At 70.0% G+C, this 21482-nt stretch carries 28 protein-coding genes; 15 read left to right on the forward strand and 13 right to left on the reverse strand.

The features are described 5' to 3' along the window. Positions 1-461: 461 nt before the first annotated feature. From CRM89_RS18580 to CRM89_RS18590, 3 genes are all read right to left on the reverse strand, one after another. Positions 462-1112 carry a GNAT family N-acetyltransferase gene (locus tag CRM89_RS18580; RefSeq protein WP_011211486.1) on the reverse strand — a complete coding sequence of 217 codons (651 nt, stop codon included), beginning with the start codon at positions 1110-1112 and terminating at the stop codon, positions 462-464. Between the two features lie 12 nt (positions 1113-1124). Further along, a complete protein-coding gene (glp, locus tag CRM89_RS18585; RefSeq protein ID WP_011211487.1) occupies positions 1125-2381 on the reverse strand; it encodes a gephyrin-like molybdotransferase Glp in 1257 nt (418 codons plus the stop codon). Positions 2382-2498: 117 nt separating this feature from the next. Then, positions 2499-3449 carry a UTP--glucose-1-phosphate uridylyltransferase gene (locus tag CRM89_RS18590; RefSeq protein ID WP_041560426.1) on the reverse strand — a complete coding sequence of 317 codons (951 nt, stop codon included), beginning with the start codon at positions 3447-3449 and terminating at the stop codon, positions 2499-2501. An 80-nt stretch (positions 3450-3529) separates the two neighbouring features. On the opposite strand from CRM89_RS18590, the gene CRM89_RS18595 reads away from it, so the two are divergent. From CRM89_RS18595 to mscL, 4 genes are all read left to right on the forward strand, one after another. Next, positions 3530-4120 (forward strand): 5-formyltetrahydrofolate cyclo-ligase, encoded by a 591-nt coding sequence (locus CRM89_RS18595; RefSeq protein WP_371392001.1) that lies wholly within the window; start codon positions 3530-3532, stop codon positions 4118-4120. A 69-nt stretch (positions 4121-4189) separates the two neighbouring features. Then, positions 4190-4486 (forward strand): FmdB family zinc ribbon protein, encoded by a 297-nt coding sequence (locus CRM89_RS18600; RefSeq protein WP_011211490.1) that lies wholly within the window; start codon positions 4190-4192, stop codon positions 4484-4486. Between the two features lie 83 nt (positions 4487-4569). Continuing rightward, the gene (locus tag CRM89_RS18605) at positions 4570-5235 is read left to right on the forward strand and encodes an SAF domain-containing protein (RefSeq protein WP_098085349.1); all 666 of its coding nucleotides are present in this window, start codon (positions 4570-4572) and stop codon (positions 5233-5235) included. A 124-nt stretch (positions 5236-5359) separates the two neighbouring features. Next, entirely contained in the window at positions 5360-5767 is a 408-nt protein-coding gene (gene mscL, locus CRM89_RS18610; protein ID WP_060594374.1) for a large conductance mechanosensitive channel protein MscL, read from the forward strand. 84 nt (positions 5768-5851) lie between these two features. Here the strand turns inward: mscL and CRM89_RS18615 are convergent, their stop codons facing one another. From CRM89_RS18615 to CRM89_RS18645, 7 genes are all read right to left on the reverse strand, one after another. After that, positions 5852-6529, reverse strand: coding sequence for an MspA family porin (locus CRM89_RS18615; protein WP_098087047.1), 678 nt, complete (start codon positions 6527-6529; stop codon positions 5852-5854). Between the two features lie 65 nt (positions 6530-6594). Beyond that, positions 6595-7269: an MspA family porin gene (locus CRM89_RS18620; RefSeq protein WP_041560427.1), complete on the reverse strand. Its 675-nt coding sequence runs from the start codon at positions 7267-7269 to the stop codon at positions 6595-6597. Between the two features lie 469 nt (positions 7270-7738). Continuing rightward, positions 7739-7930, reverse strand: coding sequence for a hypothetical protein (locus CRM89_RS18625; protein WP_098085352.1), 192 nt, complete (start codon positions 7928-7930; stop codon positions 7739-7741). Then, the gene (locus CRM89_RS18630; protein WP_179946657.1) at positions 7927-8421 is read right to left on the reverse strand and encodes a molybdenum cofactor biosynthesis protein B; all 495 of its coding nucleotides are present in this window, start codon (positions 8419-8421) and stop codon (positions 7927-7929) included. Before CRM89_RS18630 ends, CRM89_RS18625 begins: the two co-directional genes overlap by 4 nt. 110 nt (positions 8422-8531) lie before the next feature. Further along, positions 8532-9779 carry a S1C family serine protease gene (locus CRM89_RS18635; protein ID WP_011211497.1) on the reverse strand — a complete coding sequence of 416 codons (1248 nt, stop codon included), beginning with the start codon at positions 9777-9779 and terminating at the stop codon, positions 8532-8534. Positions 9780-9902: 123 nt separating this feature from the next. Continuing rightward, positions 9903-11369, reverse strand: coding sequence for a HAMP domain-containing sensor histidine kinase (locus CRM89_RS18640; RefSeq protein ID WP_060594372.1), 1467 nt, complete (start codon positions 11367-11369; stop codon positions 9903-9905). 7 nt (positions 11370-11376) lie between these two features. Further along, a complete protein-coding gene (locus CRM89_RS18645) occupies positions 11377-12063 on the reverse strand; it encodes a response regulator transcription factor (RefSeq protein ID WP_011211499.1) in 687 nt (228 codons plus the stop codon). Positions 12064-12419: 356 nt separating this feature from the next. On the opposite strand from CRM89_RS18645, the gene CRM89_RS18650 reads away from it, so the two are divergent. From CRM89_RS18650 to CRM89_RS18680, 7 genes are all read left to right on the forward strand, one after another. Continuing rightward, positions 12420-15026 carry an ATP-binding protein gene (locus tag CRM89_RS18650; protein WP_098085354.1) on the forward strand — a complete coding sequence of 869 codons (2607 nt, stop codon included), beginning with the start codon at positions 12420-12422 and terminating at the stop codon, positions 15024-15026. Then, a complete protein-coding gene (locus tag CRM89_RS18655) occupies positions 15023-15433 on the forward strand; it encodes a roadblock/LC7 domain-containing protein (protein WP_011211501.1) in 411 nt (136 codons plus the stop codon). Before CRM89_RS18650 ends, CRM89_RS18655 begins: the two co-directional genes overlap by 4 nt. A 7-nt stretch (positions 15434-15440) precedes the next feature. Next, the gene (locus CRM89_RS18660) at positions 15441-15815 is read left to right on the forward strand and encodes a DUF742 domain-containing protein (RefSeq protein WP_011211502.1); all 375 of its coding nucleotides are present in this window, start codon (positions 15441-15443) and stop codon (positions 15813-15815) included. Positions 15816-15843: 28 nt separating this feature from the next. Continuing rightward, positions 15844-16428, forward strand: a complete 585-nt coding sequence (locus CRM89_RS18665; protein ID WP_011211503.1) for an ATP/GTP-binding protein — start codon at positions 15844-15846, stop codon at positions 16426-16428. 13 nt (positions 16429-16441) lie between these two features. Further along, complete coding sequence (locus CRM89_RS18670) at positions 16442-17305, forward strand: MHYT domain-containing protein (RefSeq protein ID WP_098085357.1); 864 nt, start codon at positions 16442-16444, stop codon at positions 17303-17305. 31 nt (positions 17306-17336) lie between these two features. After that, positions 17337-17750 carry a hypothetical protein gene (locus CRM89_RS18675; RefSeq protein ID WP_060594369.1) on the forward strand — a complete coding sequence of 138 codons (414 nt, stop codon included), beginning with the start codon at positions 17337-17339 and terminating at the stop codon, positions 17748-17750. Positions 17751-18124: 374 nt separating this feature from the next. Then, a complete protein-coding gene (locus CRM89_RS18680) occupies positions 18125-18346 on the forward strand; it encodes a hypothetical protein (protein ID WP_060594368.1) in 222 nt (73 codons plus the stop codon). A 112-nt stretch (positions 18347-18458) separates the two neighbouring features. Here CRM89_RS18680 and rpmF read toward each other — a convergent pair whose 3' ends face one another. The 3 genes from rpmF to mrf are packed head-to-tail and all read right to left on the reverse strand — an operon-like array spanning position 18459 to position 20222. Next, complete coding sequence (rpmF, locus tag CRM89_RS18685) at positions 18459-18632, reverse strand: 50S ribosomal protein L32 (RefSeq protein ID WP_011211507.1); 174 nt, start codon at positions 18630-18632, stop codon at positions 18459-18461. Position 18633: 1 nt separating this feature from the next. Further along, positions 18634-18900 (reverse strand): type B 50S ribosomal protein L31, encoded by a 267-nt coding sequence (locus CRM89_RS18690; protein WP_011211508.1) that lies wholly within the window; start codon positions 18898-18900, stop codon positions 18634-18636. Then, complete coding sequence (gene mrf / locus CRM89_RS18695; protein ID WP_098087048.1) at positions 18897-20222, reverse strand: ribosome hibernation factor-recruiting GTPase MRF; 1326 nt, start codon at positions 20220-20222, stop codon at positions 18897-18899. The genes CRM89_RS18690 and mrf overlap by 4 nt, the downstream gene beginning before the upstream one ends. 107 nt (positions 20223-20329) lie before the next feature. Here mrf and rpmB point away from each other — a divergent pair, with 107 nt between their 5' ends. From rpmB to rpsR, 4 genes are read left to right on the forward strand one after another with little or no spacing between them, the layout of a single operon-like run. Further along, entirely contained in the window at positions 20330-20566 is a 237-nt protein-coding gene (gene rpmB, locus CRM89_RS18700; RefSeq protein ID WP_011211510.1) for a 50S ribosomal protein L28, read from the forward strand. A 12-nt stretch (positions 20567-20578) separates the two neighbouring features. Next, positions 20579-20749, forward strand: coding sequence for a 50S ribosomal protein L33 (gene rpmG, locus CRM89_RS18705; RefSeq protein ID WP_011211511.1), 171 nt, complete (start codon positions 20579-20581; stop codon positions 20747-20749). After that, positions 20750-21055 carry a 30S ribosomal protein S14 gene (gene rpsN / locus CRM89_RS18710; protein WP_011211512.1) on the forward strand — a complete coding sequence of 102 codons (306 nt, stop codon included), beginning with the start codon at positions 20750-20752 and terminating at the stop codon, positions 21053-21055. 32 nt (positions 21056-21087) lie between these two features. Next, entirely contained in the window at positions 21088-21342 is a 255-nt protein-coding gene (gene rpsR, locus CRM89_RS18715) for a 30S ribosomal protein S18 (RefSeq protein WP_011211513.1), read from the forward strand. The last annotated feature ends 140 nt before the right edge of the window (positions 21343-21482 follow it).

A 21482-nucleotide genomic window follows, 5' to 3' on the forward strand; every position in this document is an offset into this window, starting at 1 on the left:
TCGCTGTGGAAACGCTTTCTCCGCGCTCGGTTCGGTCGATAGCGCAGGCGCCGTTTGGAACCGCCGCGGTGCAATACCCGGGTCGCGAGCGCGGCGTCGGTCGTCTGCCGGATCCTCGGATGCCGGTCGGCGAGAATCGGGAACAGGACGAAGACCCAGAGCACGACCAGGCCGATCCACAAGATCGAATTCGGCATCAGGTCATCACCTCCGTCCCCACCTGTCCGTCCTTTCGGCCCGTGTGCGGGCTGATCTGTTCACGATGCCGTCGCGGGCGGACGGCACACCTCCGACGTCGGTAGGTTAATTCGGCGACGCGCCCGAGTCGGGCAGGCGCGCCGTGCACACAGGCCACACCTGTCACAATGCCACCAATCATCCGCCGGTGTTCACTCCGCGTCTTCGATTCAGGCTTCCGGTTCAGGGTTCGGGGCTCGAGCGGTCGGTGTTCGGTGCTGGATTCAGGGCAGGATCACCCGGCCGGCGCGGGCCATCCGCTCGATGACCGGCGTCGCGAGCTCCTCGACGGTGATGCCGACCAGCAGATGATCGCGCCAGGCGCCGTCCACGTCGAGATAGCGCCGCAGCAGTCCTTCCTCGCGGAAGCCGACGTTGCGCAGCACGGCCTGGCTGGCCAGGTTCTCCGGCCGCACGGTGGCCTCCACCCGGTGCAGTCCCACCGGTCCGAAACAATGGTCGAGCCCCAACGCGAGCGCGGCCGTCGCGACGCCCTGCCCGCTGAGGTCCTTGGCCACCCAGTAGCCGATCCACGCCGAGCGCAGCGCGCCGCGCACGATGTTGCCGACCGTCAGCTGTCCGGCGAACGCGCCGTCGACCTCGATGGCGAACGGGATCATGGCCCCGCGCCGTGCCTCGGCCTTCAGGCTCGACCACAACGAGGGCCAGTTCGACGCGTGGTTACGCGCCTCCCAGGTGCCGCGCCCGGTCGGTTCCCAGGGCTCGAGGTGCTCGCGGTCGCGCAACCGGATGCGGCTCCAGGCAGCCGCGTCGCGCAACCGCACCGGCCGCAGGGTGATCTGTCCGGCCGCGACGCGCACCGGGCCGAGTCGGGCGGGCCATCCGGGGTGCTGCGTCGCCCGGAACACGTTCATGCTCTCCACGGTTCAGCCGCGTTGGGAGAGAAACGCGACCTGCACTTCGTCGCCGGTCCTGATCTCGGTGTCGTCGGGATCGACGATGATCAGACTGTTCGCCTCGGCCAGGGTGGCCAGCAGGTGCGAGGAACCCGCCGCGCCGCCGAGCGGCTGCACCAGGTATTCACCGGTCGACTCGTCGCGCATCAACTGCGCGCGCAGGTAGCCCTTGCGACCGGCCATCGAGCTGATCGGGGTGATCGTCCTGGCCCGGATGACGCGGCGCATGGGGTGCCTGCGGCCGAGCGCGATGCGGATGAGCGGGCGCACCATCACCTCGAAGACCACCAGCGCGCCCACCGGGTTGGCGGGCAGCAGGAAGGTCGGCACCTCGTCGCGGCCGAGCCGCCCGAAGCCCTGCACCGACCCGGGATGCATGGCGACCCGCGCGATCTCGAGTTCCCCCAGGCCCTCGAGCGCCTCGCGGACCTGTTCGGAGGCCCAGCCGCCGACCGCGCCCGCGATCACCACGACCTCCGAGCGCACCAGCTGGCCCTCGACCACGTCGCGCAGCCGGCGCGGATCGGTGCTGACGATGCCGACCCGGTTCACGTCGGCGCCCGCATCCCTGGCCGCGGCGGCCAGCGCATAGGAGTTGACGTCGTAGACCTGGCCGGGGCCGGGGGTGCGGTCGATGTCGATGAGCTCGCCGCCGACGGCGATCACCGACAGCCGCGGGCGCGGATGCACCAGCACCTTGTCCTGGCCGACGGCGGCCAGCAGACCCACCTGGGCCGGGCCGATGATCGTGCCTGCCCGCACCGCCACGTCACCGGGCTGCACGTCGTCGCCGATGCGGCGCACGTAGTCGCCCGAACGCACCGGCTCGAACACCTTGATCCTGGCCCGGCCGCCGTCGGTGAAGTCCAGCGGCAGCACCGCGTCGGCGAGGGTGGGCAGCGGGGCGCCGGTGTCCACCCGCACGGTCTGGCGCGGTTGCAGCCGGATCGGCTGGCGCGAGCCCGCCACGACCTCCCCCACCACCGGCAGGGTGAGGTCGACGAGTTCGCCGTCCTCGTCGCGGATGTCGGACCCCGCGGCCGCGACATCGACACTGCGCACCGCGTAACCGTCGATCGCGGCCTGGTCGAAACCGGGCAGCGGGCGCTCGGTGACCACGTCCTCGGCGCACAGCAGGCCCTGGGCCTCGGAGATCGCGACGCGGACCGGCCGTGGTGCGACCGCCGCCGCGGTCACCTTGATCTGCTGATCCTCAACCGAGCGCATCCAGCCCTTCCTGATCCTCTCCGCTACCTGTCCGCGATCACCTGTCCCGGACGGGCCGCGTTCGCCTGCACCATTGGTACCCGACGGTGCACGGCTGGCGAAAACGGCGCACGACTCCTACTCGTAGGTCGTCAGCTGCGGATCCCAGTCCGAACTCAGGCGATGCTGCAGCCACTCCCGCAGGGCGGGGCCGTATTCTTCCCGTTCCAACGCGAAATCGACCGCAGCTCGAAGATAGCCGCCGGGGTTGCCCAAATCGTGGCGCGACCCACGGTGGACGACCACATGGACCGGATGTCCTTCCTCGATCAGCAGCGCGATGGCGTCGGTGAGCTGCAACTCGCCGCCCGCGCCCGGCTCGATCCGGCGCAGCGCGTCGAAGATCGCCCGGTCGAGCAGGTAGCGGCCGGCCGCGGCGTAGGTGGAGGGGGCGTCGGCGAGGGCGGGCTTCTCCACCATGCCCTTGACCCGCAGCACGTTCGGGTTGGCGGCGTCGGGCACCGGTGCGACATCGAACACACCGTAAGAACTCACCTGGTCCTTGGGCACGTCGATGGCGCACAGCACGGTGCCGCCGCGTTTGCGGCGCACCCGGCTCATCACGTCCAGGACGCCGCAGGGCAGCACCAGGTCGTCGGGCAGCAGCACGGCGACGGCGTCCTCGTCGTCGTCGAGCGCCTGCTCGGCCTGGGCCACCGCGTGCCCGAGCCCGAGCGGCTCCTCCTGCACGACGGAGGTGACGTCCAGCAGGGCGGGCGCCTTGCGCACCTTCTCCAGGAGCTGGAACTTCCCACGCTCGGCCAGCGTGCTCTCCAGCACCAGATCCTCGACGAAATGCGCGACGACGCCGTCCTTGCCGGGCGAGGTCACGATCACCAGTCGCTGCGCGCCGGAATCGGCGGCTTCGGTGGCGACGAGCTCGATGCCGGGGGTGTCGACCACCGGCAGCAATTCCTTGGGCACCGTCTTCGTCGCGGGCAGGAACCGGGTTCCCAGGCCCGCTGCCGGCACCACCGCCGTGCGGAAGCACGACACGACCCCGTCGGACTGTCCGGCCTTTGCTGTCATACGCATACCCTATCCATCCATCACACCGCCCGAACTCCGTCGCGCACGGCTCGGCTGCGGGTGAGCTTATGGTGATCCCCATGGAGATGCCCGGTGAGCGCGATAAACATGCATGGCGCCGGGAAATTCTGGCGCGCCGGTCGGCGCTGTCCGCCGCCGAACACGCCGCCGAGGCCGCGGCGCTCGCGCGAGGCGTGCGTGCGCTGGCGGTCGGCGAATGGGTGTGCGCGTATGTGCCGGTGCGCGGAGAACCGGGTTCCACGGCGTTGCTGGAGGAGTTGCGGGCCGCAGGCGCGCGAATTCTGCTGCCGGTCACCGGGGCGCCCGGGGCGCTGGACTGGGCCGAATACACCGGGGTGGCCGGGCTGCGTGCGGCGCGCTTCGGATTGCTCGAACCGGCGGGGCCGGTGCTCGGGCCCGAGGTCGTCGCCCGGGCCGAGGTGATCCTGGTGCCCGCGCTGGCGGTGGACCGGCGCGGGGTGCGGCTCGGCCGCGGCGCGGGCTACTACGACCGGACGCTGGGCTCGGCCCGCCCGGGCGCGCGGCTGGTGGCGGTGGTGCGGGACGAGGAGTTCGTGGACCGGCTGCCGGAGGAGGCGCACGACCTGCGGGTGGGCTGGGTGCTCACCCCCGGCGGCGGCCTGCGCGCGCTGGACGGGAGCGAGGAATGACACACCGACTGGCGACGTTGGCACTGTCGGCGGTAGAGTGCTAGATCGACGAACCCTGCGGAGGATCCTGTGCCAACTTACTCGTACGCGTGCACCCAGTGTGACAACCGCTTCGACATCGTTCAGTCGTTCTCCGACGATGCGCTGACCGTGTGTGAGAAGTGCTCCGGCAAGCTGCGCAAGCTGTTCAACTCGGTCGGCATCGTGTTCAAGGGCAGCGGTTTCTACCGCACCGACAGCCGCGGCGGATCCTCGACCGCGAGCGAGCCCGCGAAGTCCGACAGCGGGTCGTCGAGCTCCGAGTCGAGCTCGTCGTCGAGCAGCGCTTCCTCGTCGACCTCGACCAGCGCCGCCGTCGCCGGCTGACGCGTTCTCCCCAGCCGCCGAGTTGTCCCCACCCGGCGGTTCGCCCGGCGCACGCGGCCGGATCGCGGCGATAGCGTGCCCGCATGGATCGATTGTTCGCCGACCTCGGGCGCGGCGGTGGGCTGCGTTTCGCGTTGTCCAACCGGCCGTCCTGGGTGGATGCCACCCTCGCCCGCCGCATCCTCGCCGGTGCCCTGGTCGCGGTGGCCGTCGTGCTGCAGCTGCGCGGTGATCCCGGCGCGGCCCGGATTCCCGTGGTCGTGGCGGCCCGCGAGCTACCGCCGGGCACCGTGTTGGCGGCCGCCGACCTGACCCTCGCACCGCACGAAGCGGGCAGCCTCCCCACCGGCGCGGTCCGCGACCCCGCCGTCCTGACCGGCGCGACCCTCACCGCCGCGATGCACCCCGGCGAGGTGTTCACCGACCTGCGCGTGGTCGGCCCGCGCCTGGCCGAGGTGGCGGCGAGCACGCCGGATGCCAGGATCGTGCCGATCCGATTGGCCGACACCGCCGTTGCCGAGATCCTGCGCGCGGGCGACCGGGTGGATGTCATCGGCGGCGAGACCGACGACGACAGCGGCACCCGGCCCGTGCGGACGCTGGCCGCCGATGCGGCGGTGGTGCTGGTCTCCGAGCCCACCGAGCGCGGCCGCGCCGAGCGGGTGGTGCTGGTCGCCATGGACGCCGAGCACGCGGTGGCCGTCGCGGCAGCCTCGCTGCACACCGCGCTCACGGTGGTATTTCATTGATTGTTCGCGCGGCGGCAGGGAATTCGCCGGGCAATAGCTGAGCATCTGAACTAGCATCCCGGGATACGGCGACCCGATTCGCCGGGCGCGACCGTCAGCTCCATCCCGAAGAGGAGATATCGGCATGCTCAAGGGTTTCAAGGATTTTCTGTTCCGTGGAAATGTCGTCGACCTGGCGGTCGCGGTGGTCATCGGCACCGCGTTCGTGGCGATCGTCACGGCGTTCACCAATGGAATCATCAATCCGCTGCTCGCGGTATTCGGCGGAGAAGACGAACTCGGCTTGGGTTTCCGGCTGGTTGCCGACAAGCCCGCGACATTCATCGCGATCGGTCCGGTGATCACCGCCGCGATCAACTTCGTGATCGTCGCCGCCGTCCTGTATTTCGTGCTGGTGCTGCCCGCGACGCAGATGAAGAAGCGCTTCGGCGGCGAGGTCGAGGAACCCTTGAGCGATACCGAACTGCTCGTCCAGATCCGCGATCTGCTCGCCGCCGGGCAGGAGAGCGCGGGCGGCCGTCACGAATTCTGAAGCCGCGCCGAGCGGTTCCAGGCTTCCCATGACGAACGGGCCCGTCACCGAGGGTGACGGGCCCGTTCCATGTGTCCTACCGGATCAGCCGAGGCTGAACGGCTGGCCCCACAGGGTCACCACCGACATCACGTTGTCGGTCTCGACCTTGACCTTCACGAAGGACCGCGCCTGGGCGTAGCCCGCGCAGCCCGACAGACCGATGGTCGAATCGGCCCAGGTGACCGAGCCGCTGTTGCCCTTGAACTTGTTGTTCGTGGCGTGATCCTCGTTGCCGTAGTCGTCCGGGACCTCACGGTCGAGGATGTAGAACGACGCGGCCTGGCCGGGGCCGAGCGACAACGAGCCGCCGGACTCGGCGCCCACGCCACCGGTCACGGTCTCACCGCTCCAGTCGGCCGAGCCTTCCACGCCGCCCTCGACGCCGCCGCCGCTGATGTTGACCTGGCAGCCCACCACGTAACCGGGGTAGATCTTGCCGCCGACATCCTCGCCGCCGCCGCTGATCTCGACCTGCGCGCTACCGGACACCCACGCGTTGCGGTGCACCGGGGTGGAGCCCATCGACGGGCTGATGGTCGCCGACTCGCCCACCAGACGCACGGTCACCACCGTGCCGTCGGACAGGGTCTTGGTGATCTCGCCGCCGGGCAGCGGAACGAAGGTGTCGGCGTTGGCGGCGCCGGTGGAGAACAGGCCCATGGCAACCGCGGTGGCGGCACCAACGCCCGCCACCCGCGCCAGGTTCTTACGGTTGATCATGTGTTTCATACCCTTCGAGGGTTGAATCGCTCACGCGATTGGAGGTTCGTGAAGTTCGTGGAAGGTCAGCCGATGCTGAACGGCATGCCGTAGAGCGTGGTCTTCGAGTAGTGGTCGCCGATGATCTCGACCACGGTGTAGGACCGCGCCTGGGCGTAGCCCGCGCAACCCTGGATCTCGATCTCCACGTCCTGGTACTCGACGGAGTACACGCCGGGCTTCAGGATGTCCTTGTAATCGATCTGGACGAACTTCACCTCGCCGGGACCCAGGTCCAGGCCGATCGAACCACCGATCGAACCGCCGTTGAGGTCGATACCGCCGGCCAAGCCCGCGGAGATGGCGTCGTCACCGATGCTGACCTGGCAACCGACGATGTAGCCGGTGTTCAGCTGGGACGCGCCGTGGGTCGACGAGTTGTTGGAGCCGGGGTTGCCGGTGGGCCCGTTGTTCGGACCGACCTCGCCTTCCGGGGTCACCGTGACATCGGCCGACGCGTTTCCGGAGACCCAGACGACGCGGCCGGCGCCGTTGGCCGCCATCGACGGCGACACGATGGCGTGCTCACCGGTGCGGGTGACAGTGACGCCCGGTCCCACCTTCTGGCCGTCCGGCAACGGCACGAAGGTGTCGGCGTTGGCAGCACCGGTCGAAAGCAGGCCCATGGCCACGGCCGCGGCCGCGCCGACGCCCGCGGCGCGGACGCCGTGGCGCAGGCCCTTGGTGCGGTTCTCGCTCATACTTCCCCTCATCAGGTTCAAACAGTCGACCTCGACCATCGAGGTGGACGGGTGGTCCTCTCAGGCCCAGCCCAGTGTGTCGCCCATTTGTTGCCGGTGCGTAACCGGTTGTTATTTCGGCGCTACGTCGGGCCGGGTCGAGGGGGACCCGAGCCAGCGCTCACCGCCGCAGACCACTGCGATGGCCCGCGGTTGAACGGCCGGTGAGCGGGATGGCTCGAGCCGAACATTAAACGTTGGGTTACGGTGCGGCAACGTCAATCGAACAAGTGGGTGCCTGTGATCTGACTCACAAGAAGCAACATGCCGATATCGCTTGACGTGCATAAATGCAGCACAAAGTCGTTCACTGACTCATGAGGGGCAGTGCGAGACTCGTCACGTGACCGGCACACGGCTCCGCGGGAAGGGTCGATGACCAAGATCACAGCGGGGTGGGCCGCCCGGTGCGGGACGAACGAAGTCGAGTTCAGGAGTGATGCGGCGGCACCTGCGAACGCCACCAGTCGTCGCCACGGTCGCGATCGGCCGGGTCGTCGTCGCGCTCGTCGCGCGTGGTGTCGGGCAGGGTCTCGCCGAAGATCCGCGCCAGCCGCGCGGCGTCCCTCGCCCGGCGCTCCGCCGGGCGAGGGGTATCGGAATCGCCGGGCTGCGGAGTCACTCCGCCAAACCGGACAGCTCGCCGATCACCTTGCTGGCGAGCGGCGAGAGGGTGGCCATGCCGTCCCGGATGGCGGCACGGGTACCGGGCAGGTTCACCACCAGGGTCGAGCCGGACACGCCGGCCAGGCCACGGGAGAGCCCGGCGTCGAGCGAACCGGCGACGCGGCCGGAGGAGCGCAGCGCCTCGGAGATGCCGGGCAGTTCGCGGTCGAGCACCTGTGCCGTCGCCTCGGGGGTCACATCGCGCGGCGACATCCCGGTGCCGCCGACCGAGATCACCAGATCGACGCCGCCGATCACCGCGGTGTTGAGCGCGTTGCGGATCTCCACCTCGTCGGCCTGCACGGTCACCGACGCGTCGACCAGGAAGCCCGCCTCGGTGAGCAGTTCGGTGACCAGCGGGCCGAGCGAGTCCACACCACCGTGGGCGGTCCGGTCGTCCACGACCACCACCAGGGCGCGCCCCGCGACAGGAGCATCGATATCCATAGTGCTCACCGTAGCGCCTGCGTCGAGCAAGTCGGCGGCAGCGCTGGACAATTCCGGGTCGAGGCCGTCGACCGAGATCAGCCGCACCCGGTCGAGCCGGGTCGGGCGCATCATCGGCCACCGTCCCCGGGCGCGCCGGTGAGGGTGACCTCGACCGTCTTCGGATTGTTGCCGTTCTCGTCGGTATAGGTGACCTTCACCTTGTCTCCTGGTTGATGGGATCGGACGGCGGCGATGAGTGCCTCGCCGGAATCGATGACGCGGTCGTCGAGTTTGGTGATGATCGCGCCGGCCGGGATGCCCGCCGCCGCGGCGGGCCCGCCCGGCGTGGCTTCCAGCACCAGCGCGGCGGTGTCCTGCGGGCGCAGCTTGATACCGATCTGCGCGTAGGTGGCCTGGCCGGTCTTGATCAACTCGTCGGCCACCCGGCGGGCCTGATCGACCGGGATCGCGAAGCCCAGGCCGATCGAACCGCTCTGCTGGCCGCCGAGTTCGCCCGCGCCGAGGGTGGCGATGGCGGTGTTGATGCCGATCAGTTTGCCCTCGTAGTCCACCAGCGCGCCACCGGAATTGCCGGGATTGATGGCGGCGTCGGTCTGGATGGCGTCGATCACCGGCTGCGGAGCGTTCGGATTCTGGGTGCCCTCACCGCTGGTGGAGACCGGGCGATTGAGCGCGGAGACGATACCGGTGGTCACCGTGCCCGCCAGGCCGAGCGGCGAGCCGATGGCGATGACCGGCTGGCCGACCTGCAGGCTCGCCGAGGTGCCCAGCTCGATCGGGGTGAGATCGGTTCGGCCCTGCGCCTTGATCACCGCCAGGTCCGAGACCGGGTCGGCGCCCACCACGGTGGCGGGCGCGGTGGAGCCATCGGCGAAGTGGACTTCCATGCGGGCGCCGGTGCCGCCGCCGGAGGCCACGTGGTTGTTGGTGAGGATCAGTCCGTCCGAGGACAGCACCACCCCGGAGCCCTCCCCCTCGGCGCGATTGCTGGCGACCTTGATCATCACCACGCTCGGCAATACCTTCTGCGCGACCGCCTGGGTCGACCCGGCCGGGGCGTTGGAGACATTGCTGACGCTGGGTTTCGGCGCGTCGAGCGCGTTGGTGACCGGGGCCCTGCCGTCGTCGGAACGGGTGACCACCGCGCCCACCGCGCCGCCGACGCCGCCGCTGACCAGGGCCAAGGCCACCGCGGCGGCGACCAGGCCGGTCCGCGCCGGACGCGCGGGCGCCTGCGGTGGCGGAGTGGCGGCAGGCATGCCCGGATGCGGTCCGGAGAACGGCTGGGTCGGGTAGTGCCCGTGCGGATGCTGCGGGTTCGCGTGCTGCGGCGCGGCCTGGAAATCCTCGGTCATGACTACTCGTTTCTCCTCACGTCCACCGTCGAGCCTGGCCGGGTCGGCTTAGAGCGGACTGAGACCGTGCTTTCAGTTTTCCGAGAGGTGAGTGCCCGGCGGATCACACGTCAATCCCGGCCGTCATTCCCGCTGGTCCAGGCCAGGACCGGGGGCACCCGTCTCACCGGGTAACACGATACGAATGCAGGCGCCACCGCGGTCGGAGGTGTCGATGGTGATGGTGCCGCCGTGTTTGGTCACCACCTGCTTGACGATCGCCAGGCCGAGCCCCGATCCCGGCATCGACCGGGAGGCGGTGGTGCGGTAGAAGCGCTCGAACACCAGCTCGCGCTCCTCGGGCGGGATACCGGGACCGGCGTCGTCCACGGTGAGCTCGAGCAGCCCGCGGCCGGTCTCGCGCATGCGCACCCCGACCTGCTCCCCCGCCGGGCTCCACTTCGCGGCGTTGTCGAGCACGTTGAGGATCGCGCGTTCGAGCGCGGCGTCGTGGCCGTAGACGAACCAGGGCCGCAGTTCCGCCACGAATTCCACATCGGCGCGACGGCGCCGGGCGCGCTCCAGCGCGCGTTCGGCCACCTCACCGAGGTCGACCCGGTCGTAGACCGTCTCCGGCGCGTCCTCGCGCGCCAGGTCGACCAGGTCACCGACCAGGGTGGACAGTTCTTCGATCTGGGCGACCACGTCCGCGCGCAGTTCGGCCATGTCCTGCTCGGGCAGTTGCGGCGCGCCGGGGCGGCTGGAGGCGATGAGCAGTTCCATGTTGGTGCGCAACGAGGTCAGCGGGGTGCGCAGTTCGTGTCCCGCGTCGGCGACGAGCCTGCGCTGGCGGTCGCGGGATTCGGCGAGCGCCCGCAGCATGGTGTTGAAACTCTCGGTCAACCGCGCCAATTCGTCGTCACCGGTCACCGGGATCGGGGTGAGGTCGTCGGTGCGCGCGATGCGTTCGGTGGCTGCGGTGAGCCGGGCGATCGGACGCAGGCCGGTGCGGCCCACCGCGGTGCCCGCCGCGGCCGCGAGGACCACGCCGCAGCCGCCCACCACGAACAACAGCCAGGCCAGCCGGTCGAGCACCTCCCTGGTCGGTTCGAGCCGCTGCGAGATGACCAGCGTGGCGCCGGAGTTGGTGTGCACGGCCAGCACCCGCTGGCTGCTCACCGTGCGCAGCGAGGAGGCGAGCTGCCCGTCGGCGACCGCGAGTTCCTGTTCGCCCACCGGCGGAATGGTCTGCTGCGGGGGCATGTAGGACTTGTGGTCGGCGAAGATCAGCGCCACGCCGACATCGTTGGAGTACAGCCCGGCCAGGATGATCGATTGGAAACCCAGGCTGTCGAAATTGTTGTCGATCATGGTTGCGGCGCGGGCGCGCAGCTGCTCGTCGACATCGGCGTAGAGCGCCCTGGCCACCATCGCGTAGGCGGCGATCGAGGTGACCGCCACCGCGATCGCCACCACCGAGGCGGCCAGCAGGGTGACCCGCCAGCGCAGCGACACCGAACTGGTCAGGGGCATCGGCGGACGCATCGGCGGCGGTTCGACCGGCCGGCCGACCGGGGCGACGGCGGGCCGCCGGGGCGCGCTTCGTGCCATCGCGCGCCTACGGCGGGGTCTCGCGCAGCACGTACCCGACGCCGCGCACGGTGTGGATCAGCCGCGGCTCGCCCTCGGCCTCGGTCTTACGTCGCAGGTAGCCGATGTAGACCTCGAGCGCGTTACCCGAGGTGGGGAAGTCGTAGCCCCACACCTCCTCGAGAATGCGGCTACGGGTCAGCACCCGGCGCGGGTTGGCCATCAGCATCTCGAGCAGGGAGAACTCGGTGCGGGTCAGGCTGATCGCGCGGTCGCCGCGGGAGACCTCGCGGGTGACCGGGTCCAGCGACAGGTCGGCGAAGCGCAACGTCTCGGAGGTGTCACCCGGATCGGGCGCGCGACGGCGCAACAGGGCACGCAGCCGGGCCAGCAATTCTTCCAGCGCGAATGGCTTGGGCAGATAATCGTCGGCGCCCGCGTCGAGCCCGGCAACCCTTTCGGAAACCGAATCCCGCGCCGTCAAAACCAGAATCGGAAGATCGTCACCGGTACTGCGCAAACGCCGGCAAACCTCCAGCCCGTCCAGACGCGGCATCATGACATCCAGCACGAGCGCGTCCGGCCGCTGCGCGGTGGCTTTCTCCAGTGCGTCGACCCCGTCCACGGCGAGGTCCACGGTGTAGCCGTTGAAGGTCAACGACCGGCGCAGCGATTCCCGGACGGCGCGATCGTCGTCGACTACCAGAATGCGCATGCGACCAGTTTGACCGCATCGACTGAGAGGCGACTGAGAGGCCGCGCGCGACACGCCGCGAAGTCCCCGCTACCGGCGACACGCCGAGCCACGCGCGGTGACCAGCGTCTTTCCCGGCACCCGGAAGACGGGTGTGCACGAGCTTCCGCCGTTTCGCCACGAAACCCGTTCGCGGCGGCCATATTAGAATAATCGGGCCGCATGCCCCAGATTGCCGTTACACAGCCAGCACGGTATGTTCCCTGCGGTAAAAACAAGACCTCGAGTTGGTTCTCAGCGGGTTGGTTCCCTGACTTATGTTGAACAGCCACTAACCATCCCGGGGAACCCGCGCGGAGTGGAGGCGACGGAAGCGGATGGATGCAGCACCGCGTTCCCGGCAATTCAGCCTGTCGAACTGGCCCGTCACCCGCAAGGTCGGGATCGTGCTCCTGCTCCCTGTGGTGCTGGCGTCGACGTTCGCGGTGCTGCGGATCAACGACGAGTTACGCACGATCGCCGATCTCGACGCGGCCACCGACCAGGCCAGGATCATCCGGCCGATGCTCGAATTCGCGTCGGCGACCGAGCAACTCGCGGTGGTGACGGCGACGGTCTGGGAGAACGACGAGGGCGCGGTCGACCGGGCGGGTACCCGGTTCGATCAGGCCGCCGTCGATCTGCAGACGGTGCTGCGGTCCGGCGGCGCGCCCGAGGACGTCATCAACGAACTGGACGAAGCGGTCACCACCGGCCGCACCATGCGCAACAGCCTGCGCAGCAGTTCGCCGGTGAGCATCGGACAGCAGGCCGACCAGGTGGCCGCCCACATCGGTAACGCCATCGCGCGCTCGACCTCGCTGGAGGAGATCAGCATCCAGCGCTACTTCCTGCAGCTCGGCGTGACCACCAACGCGCGCAGGCTGCTGACTCAGCAGTACCTGCTGATCGGTTCACCGGGCGCCGAACGCAACCCGGCCGTCCGCCCGACGGTGCTCACCACCGCCGGTGGTGAGCTGGTGCTGCTCAGCCAGTACGCGCAGTTGCAGCCCGCCTCGGCGCTCAACGCCAACATCCTCATCGACGCGGTCAACGTGCGCCTCGGCGCCTTCGCCCAGAACATCGAGAATCCGGCGAGCAGCCAGCCGGTCATCGATTCGCTGCGGACCAGTGTCAAGGCCTACGACGAGAGCACGCTGAGCCTGGTCGACGCGATCGACAACAGGCTGGCCGACCGGACCGCCGACGTGCGCGGCGTGGTGCTGCGCGACATCGCGATCGTGGTGACCACCCTGCTCGCGGGTCTGGCCCTCGCGCTGGCGGTGGCCCGCTCGCTGGTGCTGCCGATCCGCCGCCTGCGGCACGGCGCTCTGCAGGTCGCGCACGTCGACCTGCCCAACGAGCTCGAGGTGGTGCGCTCCGGCGGCGCCACCCCGGAGCCGACCCGGGTCGACGTGCACACCACCGAGGAGATCGGCCAGCTGGCCCGCGCCGTCGACGACATCCACGGCGCCGCGTTGCACCTGGCGGCCGAGCAGGCCCGCCTGCGCCTGCAGATCGGCAGCATGTTCGAGACCCTCTCGCGACGCAGCCAGTCGCTGGTCGAGCAGCAGCTCTCGCTCATCGAGGAGCTCGAGCACGACGAGGACGACTCACAGCGCCTGCAGAGCCTGTTCCGGCTGGACCACCTGGCCACCCGCGTGCGCCGTAACGGCGACAACCTGCTGGTGCTGGCCGGTACCGCACTGCGCCGCGGCCACCTGCCGCCGGTGCCGCTGTCGGACATGCTGTGGAGCGCGGTCTCGCAGGTCGAGGACTACCAGCGGGTGGAGATCGGCGCAGCGCCCGACGGCGTGGTGCCCGGCGAGCCCGCCGTCGACATCGAGCACCTGCTCGCCGAGCTCATCGACAACGCGCTGCGCTACTCGCCGCCGACCACCTCGGTCGCGGTCTCGGTGGCGCGCTCCGTCGACGGCGGCTACCTGATCGAGATCATCGACCGCGGCCTCGGCATGTCGGCCGAGGACCTGCAGACGGTCAACAGCCACCTCGCCTCCGGCGGTGAGGTCACCGTCGAAACGGCCCGCCGGATGGGTCTGTTCGTCGTCGGCCGCCTGGCCAAGCGGCACAACATCACCGTCAACCTGCGCCGCACCTCGGCCATGACCCAGCAACCCGGCATCACCGCGAGCGTGCACCTGCCCGGTTCGCTGGTGACCGCGGTGCCGCCCAACGACAAGCATCCGCAGGAGCTGCTCGCGCCGCCGCCGATGCCCGAGCCGTCCTACGACGCTCCGAGCCAGCCGACGCCGCCGCGCATCCTGGTGCCGGTGCCGAGCCCGGCGCTGCCCGAGCACACCTCCTCCTTCGAATTGAGCGGCTCGGGACTGCCGCAGCGCCGTCCGGCCATCCGGGTCGCGCCCGCGCCCGAGCGCGAGGCGGGCAGGCCGGGTACCGAGGCGCCCGAACCCGCGCCGGGCAGGCCGCTCGATCCGCCCGCGCACACCGGATCGTTCCCGGCCGAGCCGACCAAGGTCGACGTGTGGGCCGAGGCCGAGCCGGACGCCTACGAGGCCGCGGGCTACGAGCCGGCCGAACCCGCCCAGCCCGCGCAGACCACGATGACCGGGCTGCGGCCGGTCAACGCCGAATCGCCGACGCCGATCTATCAGCGCATGGTCTCGGAGTGGCTGGTGGAGCCGGCCTCCTCCGGGTCCGAGGGCGAGGGCGGCGGCTGGTCGTCCCCCGGCGACATCGGGTGGGCCGCCGCGGCCGAGGCCAGCAAGCCTCAGGTCTCCGGCCGCACCAACGGTGGCTTGCCGATCCGCCGTCCCGGCGCGCAACTCGTGCCCGGCGGCCTTGCTCCGACCAACGAATCGAACGCGCGCGATCCTGAAGAGATCCGCAATAGTTTGACAAGGCATCTCAGCGGGGTCCGCAGTGGGCGGGCCGACGCCCAGTACAACGACGGAGGGCTCGAGTGACCGAGAAACCAAGCACCACAACGGACGAGAACCTGAACTGGCTGGTCACCCGCTTCACCAGGGACGTGCCCGGGGTCACCCACGCGGTGTTGGTTTCCGCCGACGGTTTGCTCCAGGCGACCAGTCCGCATCTGCCGCCCGACCGCGCCGAGCAGCTGGCCGCCGTGACCGCGGGTCTGGCCAGCCTCTCCACCGGCGCGGCGCAACTGTTCAACGGCGGCAAGGTGATGCAGTCCATCGTGGACATGCAGCGCGGGTACCTGCTCGTGATGACCGTCGGCAACGGCTCGCACCTGGCGGTGCTGGCCAACAAGACCCACGACATCGGGCGCATCGGCTACGAGATGGCGCTGCTGGTGGACCGGGTCGGCTCGGTGGTCCAGGCGACCGCGCGCAGCGCGGTCTGAGCGTGGCATGTCGACTCCATCCGGCGGGGGGCCGGGCACGCCACCTACCCGAGTTCGCCCGTATGCGCTGACCTCGGGACGGACCGAACCCGCGGTCGACCTTCCCCTGGAGGCGGTCATCGAGACCATCTCCTACACTGCCCATCTCGAATGGCCGGTCGGCGATATCCGTACCGATATCGTCCGATTGGGCACCGCACGCCTTTCGGTCGCCGAGATCACGGCCAAACTGCAGCGTCCGCTCGGTCTGGTGCGCGTCGTGATCGGTGATCTCGTCGTCGCTGGAACGCTGCGTGTGCATTGGACCCTGAGTGACCAGGCGAGCTATGACGAGCGCCTGTCCCTGATGGAGAGGACTTTGCGTGGACTCCGCGCCCTATAACACCAAGCCGTACGGCGGCTCGGCGCCGATGGACAACCGCACCGCCTCGACCAAGATCGTTGTCGCCGGTGGTTTCGGCGCGGGCAAGACCACCTTCGTCGGCGCGGTCTCGGAGATCGTGCCGCTGCGGACCGAAGCCATGGTGACGGGCTTCTCCGACGGCATCGACGACCTCGCCGCGACGCCCGGCAAGGAGACCACCACGGTCGCCATGGATTTCGGCCGCATCATGCTGCCGGGCAACCTGACGCTGTACCTGTTCGGCACGCCGGGGCAGCGCCGGTTCTGGTTCATGTGGGACGACCTGATCCGCGGCGCGATCGGCGCGGTGGTGCTGGTGGACACCCGCCGCATCGAGGACAGCTTCGCCGCCGTCGACTTCTTCGAGGCGCGCGGGCTGCCGTTCCTCATCGCGGTCAACCGTTTTCCCGATTCGCCGCGGTTCCCGGTGGCGGAACTGCGCGAGGCGCTGTCGGTGCGGCCGATCGTCCCCATCGTCGACATCGACGCGCGCAACGCGACCGAGGTGCGTCAGTCGCTGGCCGCGGTCACCGAATACGCGATCCAGCGGCTGGCCGCCGAACAGCGGGAACAGCCCGTCGGACAGGTGTGAGGGTGCTGCCGCGGTGAGCTACTTCTCCATGGGGTACTGGGTGCTCGGCCTCGCGGCCGTGGTCTCGATGGTCGGCGCCCTGGTCGGGCTGGTCTGCGTCCGCCAGTCGACGGAGTCGGTGACCGCGAAGTTCCGCCTGGTGTGGCTCGCCGCCGCCGCGGTCTCGATCGGCGGGATCGGGACGTGGCTGGCGATCTTCGTGTCGATGCTCGGCGTCGCGCCCGGCGACGGCGGGCAGATCCGGTACGAGGTCGCGCGCCTGGTCGTGGCGGGGGTGATCGCGGTGTCGTCGACGTTGGCGGCGCTGCTCGTGCTCGGCGGCCGTCCGCTGGTGCCGCGCCTGGCCGGCGCGGGACTGATCATGGGTGTCGGCATGAGCGCGATGTTGTTCGTCGCGATGGCAGGCATCCACGTCCAGGGTGTGGTGCGCACGGCGTGGTGGTCGATCACGGTGGCCGCCGTGCTCGCGATCGGCACCGCCACCGCGACGCTGTGGTTCCTGCTGCAGCGCAGGCCCGTCAGTGTGCTGGTCGCCGCCGCGGTGTTGTACGCGGTCGGCATGCTCGGCATGCACTACGTGCGGCTGGCCGGGGTGAGCGTCGAGCTCGAGCCCGGTTCGGTGCCGCCACCCGGTGAGGATCTGTTCGCCTTCCTGGTGCCGATGTTCGTCCTGGGGATGCTCTCGCTGGCCGTGCCGATCACGGCGGTGCTGGTGACCCCAGACCGGCGGGCCCAGCCCGCGGCCGCCCCGGCGACCCGGGCCGTGCCGTCCGGCGCGCCCGCGCCGTCGGGCCCCGGCATGCCGTCCGGACCGGGCGGGCACGATCGCGCGTTCGACGCGGGCGAGACGATGGTGATCGGCGCGCCGCGGTTCTGAACCGTCGCGCCGGGTGAGGGAAGGACCGGACGTGACGCCGGAACAGGATGCGATGCTGCGCGATGTCCTCACGCAGCTCCGCGGGCCGAGCCTGGCGGGCTGGCCGCAGTTGGGCACCGACGCCGAGGGCAGGGCGCGCACCCTGGTGGACGGGTTGGCCGTGGCGCTGCGCCGGGTGGACGAGCTGGCGACCGAGACCGCTCGGTTGCGCGCGGAGGTGCACGATCTGCGTACCGAGATCAGCGAATTGGAGGCCACGTCGGCGGAATTGACCGCGCAGTTGCGCGGGCAGGCGCAGCGGCGGCTGCCGTGGCCGCTGTCACTGATCGAGGAGTCGGTGGAGTCGATCGCCGCCCGCCTGGAAGCGCTGCTGCCGGAGGCGGATCGACGCGAGCCGGGGCGCGGGACCGCACGCTCGAGTCGCGGCCCGGAAGATGCGGGGTGAGGCGGGGTTTCGCGGCGATGGGCCGCTGGCGGATCGCCGGCACGCGCCCGGCGGCGGATGCTTGGCGATGAGCGGGTTCTCCCGGAACCGGGAGAACCCGCCCTCGATGGATGAGGGTACCTCGGATCGGCCCGGAAATCACTACTTTTTCGGCTCGAAAAACCCACCCGCAGCACGGGTTTCGCCGGTCAGCTAGCGACCGGCAAGCGGTCGGGCCGTAATTCTTCCATGTGATCTGTCTCACGACAATTGCCAGTGGTTTGCCACGCCGTTCACCCTGCCCGGCACGGGCAACCGGGTTATCGTCGGCTGGCCGGATGCGCTCGGTTTTCTCCGGCACCGCAGCAGTCAGGTTCGTTCCCTAAGGAGTTCGCATGGCCGTCAACGTGGTGCTCGACAAGGCTCTCGACAAGGCGTACGAGAACAAGCCGCTCGCGGAGATCCTGTCCGCGCCGCCCTCGGCGCTGGCCGGCTTCACCGAGGCGCACGACAAGGTGTTCGCCGAACTGAAGATCAAGACCATCGCCGACCTGGGCAACAACAAGTACTTTCGGCTCGCCGCCGCGCTGACCGATCTGGCCAAGCTCGAGGGCTGAACCGACGAGTGGGGTGGGCCCGGCGGACCCACCCCACTCCCCCTCATTCGTCGTCGACTGCCATTCGCCGTCGGCTGCCATTCGTCGCCGACTGCCATTCGCCGTCGGCTGCTCAGAGCCGCTCGGGATCGATCAGACCCCGCCGGATCGCCGCGACCAGCCGCCGCGGCACCTTGCGCGGCACGCCCGCGACGGTCACCTCGACCAGATCCGGCGCCTTCGCCTTCCATTGGCTGCGCCTGCTGCGCGTGTTCGACCTCGACATCCGCCGCTTCGGAACCGCCATCTCAGCCCTCCTGTCCGCCGCGCACCCGGCGGCCGTACTTGCGGTTGAACTTCTCCACCCGACCCTGGGTGTCCAGCAGGCGCTGGGCGCCGGTCCAGAACGGATGCGAGTCCGCGGTCACGTCCACCACCAGCAGGGGGTAGGTGTTGCCGTCGGTCCACTCCACGGTGCGCTCGCTCGTCGCGGTCGATCTGGTGAGGAAGCGCTTGCCGGTGCTCGAGTCCTCGAACACCACGGGGTGGTAGTCGGGGTGGATGCCCGCCTTCATTGTCCTTCTCCTGTCCGGCCTTTCGGCCACGCGATGTCCTCGATCGGTTCCCCCGGGTCGGCGCACGGTTCCTCGTGCCACTCGCCGAACGGGTCCTCCCAGCGGGCGACCCGCTCGGGTGCCCGGTCCACCAGGCGCAGTTCGTCGTCCTCGACCAGGGCCCAGTGCAGTGCGCGGCGGATCTCGGCGGGGTCGGCCTCGTGGGCCAGGATCACCAGCGAGATGTGCCGGTCGCCGAACCGCTCGTCCCAGCCGAGCGCGGCCAGCGCGCGGCGGGTCGGGTCGGCCCGCTCGTAGTCCTCAGCGCTCATCGCGGCCAGCCACGGACCGGCACCGCCGACCCGCAGGCCGCCACCGGCCGACTCCAACCACACCACCTCGTCGGGTTGGGTGGCCAGCCACAACCTGCCGCGGGCGGTCACCACGCCCTCGAGCAGCACGTCGAGGGCGTCGTGCAGCCGGGCCGGGTGGAACGGCCTGCTCGCGGCGAACTCCACCAGCGTCACGCCGTGCTCGGTGAGCAGCGAGGGCTGTCCACGCAGCAGCGGTGCGTGCGCGTCGAAGACCCGGCCGCGCCGCGAGTGCGCGGGGATCCGCGTGAGCAGCGCCTCGATCTCGGCGGCGGTGATCGCGTCGGGCGAGTCGACCCACGTCACCGGCGCCTCGGGAACCAGCCGGGCGAGCACGGCGGTGAGCCGGTCGTGCTCGATCGGATCGGATGCCTGGCCGAGCGCGACGAGGGCGTCGGCGAAGTCGACCTGTCCGACCGCGACCTGGGCGACGGTACGGTCGTCGTCGGCGGTGGCCAGGCCGCGCTCGGCGAGGGTTTCCTCACCGGTCGCGTCGGCGAGCCAGGACGCGGCGTCGACGCAGGTGAGCACCGCCTCGATGCGGACGTCGCGGGCCGCAGGCCCGTCCACCCGGCCGACCACCCCGGTGACGACGACATCCTCGATGGCCTGGCAGACCGCCTCGGCCTCGAAGGCCGGATCCAGTTCGAGCACGATCCGGTGCACCGACTCGCGGGCGGCCAGCGTGCACAGCAGCGGGAGCAGGTCGGCGCGCAGGGTGCAGGACACACAGCCGTGCGCCAACTCGAGCACCGTCTCGGTGGTGGCGAGGACGGTGCGCAGGGTGCGGCGCACGACGCCCTCGCGCAGGTCTTCGAGGTGATGCCGGACGACGACGGCGCCCTCGGCATGTGCCAGCGCCGCGGCCGCCCGGTCGACCGCGGCGCTCGCGCGGCCGGGCAGGCCGGCCACGAGCAGGACCGGCGTCCGCCGGTCGGGCCGGGGCGGGAGTGGAGCGGGATCAGGCAGCACCACCGGAACCCCTTTCGATAACGATTGTCATTTGCTCGGGCATAACGGTACAGTCTCCGGCGTTCATTGTCGAAAACGATTGTCATCAACAGGAGGAGGCCGGGGCCATGTCCGCCCACTGCCAGGTCACCGGGCGCAAGCCCGGCTTCGGCAAGTCCGTCTCGCACTCCCACGTGCGGACCAACCGCCGCTGGGATCCCAACATCCAGCGCAAGACCTACTACCTGCCCAGCGAAGGCCGGCGCATCACGCTGACGGTCTCCGCGAAGGGCATCAAGACCATCGACCGGGACGGGATCGAGGCCGTGGTGGCGCGGCTACGGGCCCGCGGCGAGAAGATCTAGGAGGAGCGCCCCATGGCGTCGAAATCCACCGAATTGCGCCCCATCGTCAAGCTGAAGTCGACGGCGGGCACCGGGTACACCTACGTCACCCGCAAGAACCGGCGCAACGATCCGGACCGGATGGTGCTGCGCAAGTACGACCCGGTCGTGCGCAAGCACGTCGACTTCCGCGAGGAGCGCTGAGTGGCAAAGAAATCCAAGGTCGCCCGGAACGAGCAGCGCAAGCAGATCGTGGCCCGCTACGCCGCGCGCCGGGCCGAACTCAAGGAACTGATCCGCAAGCCGAGCACGCCCGAGGCGGACCGGGCCGCCGCCCAGGCGGCACTGCAGCGACTGCCGCGCGATGCCAGTCCGGTACGATTGCGCAATCGGGACGCCGCGGACGGACGTCCGCGCGGTCACCTCCGGAAGTTCGGCCTCTCCCGTGTGCGTGTGCGCGAGATGGCCCACCGCGGAGAACTTCCCGGTGTGCACAAATCGAGCTGGTAAGACCACCGATACCGCAAGAAGGAACCCCTGATATGGCAGTCAAGCGAGCACCGTCGAAGAAGGTCCGCGCCGAGCAGGCCCGCCGCCCGAAGAAGAACCCGCTCATCGCCGCGGGGATCGAGACGGTGGACTACAAGGACGTCAACCTGCTGCGCACCTTCATCTCCGATCGCGGCAAGATCCGCAGCAGGCGCGTCACCGGCCTGACCCCGCAGCAGCAGCGGCAGGTCGCCGTCGCGGTGAAGAACGCCCGCGAGATGGCACTGCTGCCGTTCACCAGCCGCTGACCGACGGCGGGCACGCTTCCCGAGGGCGGGTTCCTGGTCCACCGACCAGGAACCCGCCCTCGTCGCGTTCGACGCCCCCAACCCGTGCGCCCAGACCCGGAAAACAGGGGCTGACCGGCTATTTCTCGGCGAGCACTCCG

It is taken from the genome of Nocardia sp. FDAARGOS_372 (assembly GCF_002554515.1).
Taxonomy (GTDB): domain Bacteria; phylum Actinomycetota; class Actinomycetes; order Mycobacteriales; family Mycobacteriaceae; genus Nocardia; species Nocardia farcinica.

What these genes read in the sequence shown, in the direction of transcription:
- CRM89_RS18630 (WP_179946657.1), bottom strand. Translation starts at nt 8,421, where the DNA reads ATGGATATCGATGCTCCTGTCGCGGGGCGCGCCCTGGTGGTGGTCGTG.
- mscL (WP_060594374.1), top strand. Translation starts at nt 5,360, where the DNA reads ATGCTCAAGGGTTTCAAGGATTTTCTGTTCCGTGGAAATGTCGTCGAC.
- CRM89_RS18640 (WP_060594372.1), bottom strand. Translation starts at nt 11,369, where the DNA reads ATGGCACGAAGCGCGCCCCGGCGGCCCGCCGTCGCCCCGGTCGGCCGG.
- CRM89_RS18615 (WP_098087047.1), bottom strand. Translation starts at nt 6,529, where the DNA reads ATGATCAACCGTAAGAACCTGGCGCGGGTGGCGGGCGTTGGTGCCGCC.
- rpmF (WP_011211507.1), bottom strand. Translation starts at nt 18,632, where the DNA reads ATGGCGGTTCCGAAGCGGCGGATGTCGAGGTCGAACACGCGCAGCAGG.
- CRM89_RS18690 (WP_011211508.1), bottom strand. Translation starts at nt 18,900, where the DNA reads ATGAAGGCGGGCATCCACCCCGACTACCACCCCGTGGTGTTCGAGGAC.
- CRM89_RS18680 (WP_060594368.1), top strand. Translation starts at nt 18,125, where the DNA reads ATGGCCGTCAACGTGGTGCTCGACAAGGCTCTCGACAAGGCGTACGAG.
- CRM89_RS18650 (WP_098085354.1), top strand. Translation starts at nt 12,420, where the DNA reads ATGGATGCAGCACCGCGTTCCCGGCAATTCAGCCTGTCGAACTGGCCC.
- CRM89_RS18645 (WP_011211499.1), bottom strand. Translation starts at nt 12,063, where the DNA reads ATGCGCATTCTGGTAGTCGACGACGATCGCGCCGTCCGGGAATCGCTG.
- CRM89_RS18580 (WP_011211486.1), bottom strand. Translation starts at nt 1,112, where the DNA reads ATGAACGTGTTCCGGGCGACGCAGCACCCCGGATGGCCCGCCCGACTC.
- CRM89_RS18605 (WP_098085349.1), top strand. Translation starts at nt 4,570, where the DNA reads ATGGATCGATTGTTCGCCGACCTCGGGCGCGGCGGTGGGCTGCGTTTC.
- CRM89_RS18660 (WP_011211502.1), top strand. Translation starts at nt 15,441, where the DNA reads ATGTCGACTCCATCCGGCGGGGGGCCGGGCACGCCACCTACCCGAGTT.
- CRM89_RS18635 (WP_011211497.1), bottom strand. Translation starts at nt 9,779, where the DNA reads ATGACCGAGGATTTCCAGGCCGCGCCGCAGCACGCGAACCCGCAGCAT.
- glp (WP_011211487.1), bottom strand. Translation starts at nt 2,381, where the DNA reads ATGCGCTCGGTTGAGGATCAGCAGATCAAGGTGACCGCGGCGGCGGTC.
- CRM89_RS18665 (WP_011211503.1), top strand. Translation starts at nt 15,844, where the DNA reads ATGGACAACCGCACCGCCTCGACCAAGATCGTTGTCGCCGGTGGTTTC.
- CRM89_RS18590 (WP_041560426.1), bottom strand. Translation starts at nt 3,449, where the DNA reads ATGACAGCAAAGGCCGGACAGTCCGACGGGGTCGTGTCGTGCTTCCGC.
- rpmG (WP_011211511.1), top strand. Translation starts at nt 20,579, where the DNA reads ATGGCGTCGAAATCCACCGAATTGCGCCCCATCGTCAAGCTGAAGTCG.
- CRM89_RS18595 (WP_371392001.1), top strand. Translation starts at nt 3,530, where the DNA reads ATGGAGATGCCCGGTGAGCGCGATAAACATGCATGGCGCCGGGAAATT.
- CRM89_RS18620 (WP_041560427.1), bottom strand. Translation starts at nt 7,269, where the DNA reads ATGAGCGAGAACCGCACCAAGGGCCTGCGCCACGGCGTCCGCGCCGCG.
- rpmB (WP_011211510.1), top strand. Translation starts at nt 20,330, where the DNA reads ATGTCCGCCCACTGCCAGGTCACCGGGCGCAAGCCCGGCTTCGGCAAG.
- rpsR (WP_011211513.1), top strand. Translation starts at nt 21,088, where the DNA reads ATGGCAGTCAAGCGAGCACCGTCGAAGAAGGTCCGCGCCGAGCAGGCC.